The following is a 4,979-nucleotide window of genomic DNA, read 5'->3' on the forward strand; positions in this document are numbered from 1 at the left end:
TGCCTTCCTTGGCGCGGCCTGCGAGCTCTCCAATTTCGGTTGAGATGGCGGACAGGGATTTGTTTCCGGCGTCGGTTATGATTGGCGTAATCAGGCCGGTCGGCACCGAGACCGCGATGCTGATATCGGCTCTGGCGTATTGCAACATATTATCGCCGGCAAAGCTGACGTTGCATTTGGGCACTTGAATGAGCGCAAGGGCGAGCGCCTTCACAAGCATATCGTTGACTGAGAGCTTTATGCCGCGCGCCTCAAGGCTGACATTGAGCTCGCCGCGCAACTTGAGCAGCGCGTCAAGGCGCACGTCGACGGTCAGGTAAATGTGCGGTACCTGCTGCTTGCTCTCGGTCAAGCGCCGCGCGATCGTTTTGCGCATGTTGCTGAGCTTTATGACCTCATGCGGGATGTCGGTTTCGATTGCCGCGACCGGTGCGGGAGATGGCGCAGACGGCGCCGTCGGTGCAGGACGGGCCGCGGTTGATGCAGTCATACCGGAGACGGCCTCGACGTCAGCTTTGACAATGCGGCCATTGGGGCCAGTGCCGGTAACGCCGGAAAGATCAATGCCCGAATTGGCCGCGATGCGCTTGGCAAGCGGGCTCGCCTTCACGCGATCACCAGAGGAATGGGAAACTGGCTTTGGCGCAGACTTGGGCGCTGCCGGGGCGGGATCGGTTGCCGGGCTGGCACCAACACTCTTCGCCTCGGCAACCGGTGCCGGTTTAGGCACCGGCGCTGCAGCTTTTGAAACTGTTGCTGCTTCGTCGTCTTCGCCCTGAATGATCGCAATAATTGCGCCAACCTTCACACCGTCAGTGCCTTCGGCAACCAACAACTCGGTCACAATGCCCTCATCAATGGCCTCAAACTCCATAGTTGCCTTGTCAGTCTCAATCTCGGCCAACAAATCGCCCGACGAGACGCTGTCCCCGACCTTCACAAGCCATTTGGCCAGCGTGCCTTCTTCCATAGTTGGCGAAAGTGCGGGCATTTTGAGTTCGATGGGCATTGGGCAGTCGCCTTATATGGTCGTCATTACCTCACCGAATAGCCAAGCTTTCCCAAGCGTCAAGCGTGATGAGGTTGCCAATCCGCCAAATTTCGCGCAGGCTATACGAATTCATAAGAAGCTAGCGAAAAAGTCAGCGCTTGGGGGATGCATGCGGACATATCTGGTGGTTATTGATGAAACCGAAGAAGCGCGGCTTGCGTTACGCTTTGCCTCGCGCCGTGCGGCCAAAACCGGAGGCGCAGTGCATATTCTGGCGTTGATCGAGCAAGCCGACTTTGTCGCATGGGGCGGTGTGCAGGCAACGATGGAAGAAGAGGCGCGCGACCGCGCAGAGCAGCTCGTCACCGCAGCTGCGGGATCAATCTTCGACGAAATGGGTGTTCGGCCAGCGATTACGGTAAAGCCCGGCGAGGCGATCGACGTCGTGAAGGTCATGCTTGAGGACCATCCCGGCATCGCCGCGCTCGTGCTGGGCGCGGCTGCACAGGGTGCGCCGGGTCCTCTGATCACACACTTCACTGGTATCAATGCAGGGACTCTACCCTGCCCGGTCATGGTGATTCCGGGGTCTTTGACTGATGCGCAGTTGGACGAATTAAGTTAGCGACAATCTTCTGTAGTTCACGGTTGTGTTTTACCGCCGTTTTCCTTGGTGGCGAACATTATTTGGACGCCCGCGCTTGCCTGCATCATATTTCCCAGCCTTGGGCCTGCCCTTATGTTTAAACCGATCAGGCGAATAGCTGCCGCCTTCGGGAAGCTCGAAACGAAGCGAACCGGAAACAGGATTTGCCTCCGCCAACCGAAGTTCCAGCCGCATACCGGGCCGATATTCCTGCCGCGTCTTCTCGCCAATCAGCGTCTGGCTGGCTTCATCATAATGGAAGTAGTCTTTGCCTAAGGTAGAGACAGGAACTAAACCGTCTCCGCCAACCCCTTCCACCGTAGCAAAAAATCCGAAATTCTGGACGCCTGTAATGCGCGCCTGGACAATGTCGCCAACCTGAGCCGAAAGGTAGGCCGCGATGTAACGGTCAGTTGTTTCGCGCTCGGCCTCCATGGCACGGCGTTCGGTGCGGCTGATGGCTTCGGCTGTGGCGGGCAGTTTCATGATCGCAGCCTCGGTCAAACCCGTGCTCGGCTCGACATCCTTCAACTTGGGCTTTGGCATTTCAAGACCATAAGCGCTCACCAACGCCCGATGGACGATAAGGTCGGCATAACGACGAATGGGCGAAGTGAAATGGGCGTAGCTGCCAAGCGAGAGCCCGAAATGGCCGACGTTGGTCGGGCCATAATAAGCCTGGGTTTGACTTCGCAATACAGCTTCCATGATTTGCGGACGCACTTCCTCGTCGATGATTTTCTCAAGGATGGCATTGAATGTTTCGGGCTTGACCACCTGTCCTAGAGCAAATTCAATCTCAAAGGTTTTGAGATATTCCTTAAGCGCCACAAGCTTCTCGCGGCTGGGCGGCTCATGTGCGCGGTAGATCAAAGAGGATTTCTTTGCCTCCAGCGCTTTGGCAGCCGCGACATTGGCGGCAATCATGAAATCTTCGACCAAGCGGTGCGCTTCAAGCTGTTCGCGTTCGGCGACGCCCGTGACCCGCCCCTGTTCGTCCAGCGTGATGCGTTTTTCGGGCAGGTTCAACTCGAGCGGGCCGCGCTTGTGCCGCGCGACGGCAAGCAAGCGCCAGCACGCCCAAAGCGGCTTAAGCGCTGTCTCCAGCAGTGGGTTTTCCATCTGTCCATCAATCGCGGCTTGCGCATCTGGATAGGGAATATTGGCGGCAATCCTGGCCACAGCGCGTGTGAAACGCCATGACGTCACTTGTCCTGTCTTGCCGATGGACAAGTGACAGGCAAGCACGGCGCGGTCCTCCCCTGCCCGCAGCGAACATTTGTCCGAAGATAAGGCATGGGGCAACATTGGCACGACGAGGTCCGGGAAATACACACTGTTTCCGCGTTTGGCCGCTTCATGGTCCAACGCGCTTCCGGGGCGAACATAGTAACTGACATCGGCAATCGCGACGACGGCATCAAAGCCGCCAGTCTCGTCGTTAGGCGCGGCCCAAATGGCATCGTCGAAATCGCGCGCGTCCCGCGGGTCGATGGCAATAATCGGCAAATGGCGAAGGTCTTCGCGATGGTCAGCAGTAACTGGCAAATCGCGTACCCTTGCGGCTTCATTTTCCGCTGCTTCAGGCATTTCAAACGGAATACCATATTTGTGAATGGCGATTAGACTGAAGCTTTTGGGCGCAAAGGGATCACCCAATACTTGCGTGACCCGCGCCGATTTACGCTGTGCATTGCCCGTGAGTTCAGCAAGAACCAACTCGCCGGCCTTTGCAGCACCGACGTCACCGATTTGAGTGTCGAAGCGCGACTTTTTGTCGACCGACTTGAGCCAGAAACGCCCGTTTTCGCCGCCCTCGACGACACCCAATATTTGGGCGCTCCCTTTTTCAAGCTTTTTCACGACATGCGCCGCCCAACCATTGCCGCGTTCTTCGGTGCGCGCCAATATCCGGTCGCCAATCCCCAAAGCGCCGCGTTTACCCTTTGCCTCAATCACGCGGATCTTGGGCAAAGCAATGCCTTCGGCCTCCCAATGCTCTGGCACCGCGACAGCATGATCGCCGTCAATCTCCACAATTTTGAGGACGGTAACCTTGGGCACACCGCCCATTTTGTGAAAGGCACGGCCCGGAGCCATATCGATGAGGCCCTCATCCGTCATATCCCTCAGCAGAGATTTAAGCGCAATTTTCTCGTTCCCCCGCAAGCCGAATTCCCGCGCAATTTCACGCTTCCCCGCAGGATCTTTCGAAGTCTTGATAAACTCAAGAATTTGCTCGCGAGTGGGAAGCCCCTCAAACTGCGTGTGTTTGGTCATTATTTTTGTGATCCATTCGGGTTCGCACGAAGACGCGAAGACACTAAAGAGCTTTGGCTGTTCAACAGCCGTTTTATTCCATCCTTAAACATCGGCGTTCTAAAATTGATTACAAATCCATGACTCAGATTGGTCAGGCGAAGATAGGTGATGACTTGTTTGGCATGAACCGGCAGCGTTTTTTCTACAGATTTTATTTCGAGAATTACGCGTTTTTCCACCAGCAAGTCGATGCGAAATGCCGACGGTAAACGAATACCGTCATATTCAACATCAATAGACACCTGCCTTTCTACCTGAAGGCCTCGGCTCCTAAGCTGGGCTTCCAATATCGCTTCATAAGCATTTTCTAAAAGACCTGAGCCTATGTCACTATGCAGTTTAAAAGCGGTATCAACAACGACGGTGCAGATTTCCTCAATTTCCATCCTGCCCTCTTCGTGTCTTTGTGCGAACTTCTAATACGTCCGGCCAATAAGAATGCGTTCCACTGCCGCTTCTCCGGTAAAGAAGCAGGCCCCGTCCGCAGGGGCTGCATTGATGGGACTGTTGCGCATGGTGAGCTTTAGCCCCTTAAGTTGCGCGACGATCTTGTTGAGGGCATCGCCGCTTGGCCGCGACCATTGGACCTCGACCCAGCCAGCAAATTTTTCTTCGTTGCCTGCAAAATGCTTTGCAAGGTCGGTTACGTCGCGGCGAATATTCGCTTCGAGGCGTACCTTGGCTTCTGCATAGAGACCGGCCTGGATTTCCTCTAAATATGCCGCTGCCGAAGCGACAAACTCGTCGCGTGGCGTGAATGCAGTCGCGAGCTTGCCGTCATCTTTGTATAGCCGGTCACGGCGAATGACGGCGGCCTTGCCCTCCGCCATGTCACGCGGTCCAACTTCGACAATGATTGGCGCGCCTTTCTTTACCCAAGACCAACGCTTGTTGGACGCCTTTGCGGCTTTGCTATCCAACAACACGCGCAACGGTTCGCCAAAGGCACTTAGCCCAAGTAATTCAGCCCGCAAGCTGCGGCAATATTCCAACACCGCCTCGTCTTCGTCATTGTCGCGC

5 protein-coding genes are annotated in these 4,979 nt (G+C 55.9%); 1 reads left to right on the forward strand and 4 read right to left on the reverse strand.

From position 1 onward, the window contains the following. The coding region (locus tag ACLL9E_RS08895; protein WP_411291385.1) for a 2-oxo acid dehydrogenase subunit E2 at positions 1 to 1,009 on the reverse strand (1,009 nt) is incomplete at its 3' end. 151 nt (positions 1,010 to 1,160) lie between these two features. Between ACLL9E_RS08895 and ACLL9E_RS08900 the strand changes: the two genes are divergently transcribed. Continuing rightward, complete coding sequence (locus tag ACLL9E_RS08900; protein WP_411291386.1) at positions 1,161 to 1,616, forward strand: universal stress protein; 456 nt, start codon at positions 1,161 to 1,163, stop codon at positions 1,614 to 1,616. 30 nt (positions 1,617 to 1,646) lie between these two features. Here the strand turns inward: ACLL9E_RS08900 and rnr are convergent, their stop codons facing one another. From rnr to ACLL9E_RS08915, 3 genes are all read right to left on the reverse strand, one after another. Further along, on the reverse strand, positions 1,647 to 3,917 hold the full coding sequence (gene rnr, locus ACLL9E_RS08905; RefSeq protein ID WP_411291387.1) for a ribonuclease R: 2,271 nt from the start codon (positions 3,915 to 3,917) through the stop codon (positions 1,647 to 1,649). Beyond that, positions 3,917 to 4,345, reverse strand: coding sequence for a GxxExxY protein (locus ACLL9E_RS08910; RefSeq protein WP_411291388.1), 429 nt, complete (start codon positions 4,343 to 4,345; stop codon positions 3,917 to 3,919). Before ACLL9E_RS08910 ends, rnr begins: the two co-directional genes overlap by 1 nt. A gap of 30 nt (positions 4,346 to 4,375) precedes the next feature. Continuing rightward, positions 4,376 to 4,979 (reverse strand): His/Gly/Thr/Pro-type tRNA ligase C-terminal domain-containing protein (locus ACLL9E_RS08915; protein ID WP_411291389.1); only part of this gene is annotated, 604 nt, incomplete at its 5' end.

It is taken from the genome of Sphingorhabdus sp., assembly GCF_046596595.1.
Lineage (GTDB): Bacteria > Pseudomonadota > Alphaproteobacteria > Sphingomonadales > Sphingomonadaceae > Sphingorhabdus_B.

What these genes read in the sequence shown, in the direction of transcription:
- ACLL9E_RS08900 (WP_411291386.1), top strand. Translation starts at nt 1,161, where the DNA reads ATGCGGACATATCTGGTGGTTATTGATGAAACCGAAGAAGCGCGGCTT.
- rnr (WP_411291387.1), bottom strand. Translation starts at nt 3,917, where the DNA reads ATGACCAAACACACGCAGTTTGAGGGGCTTCCCACTCGCGAGCAAATT.
- ACLL9E_RS08910 (WP_411291388.1), bottom strand. Translation starts at nt 4,345, where the DNA reads ATGGAAATTGAGGAAATCTGCACCGTCGTTGTTGATACCGCTTTTAAA.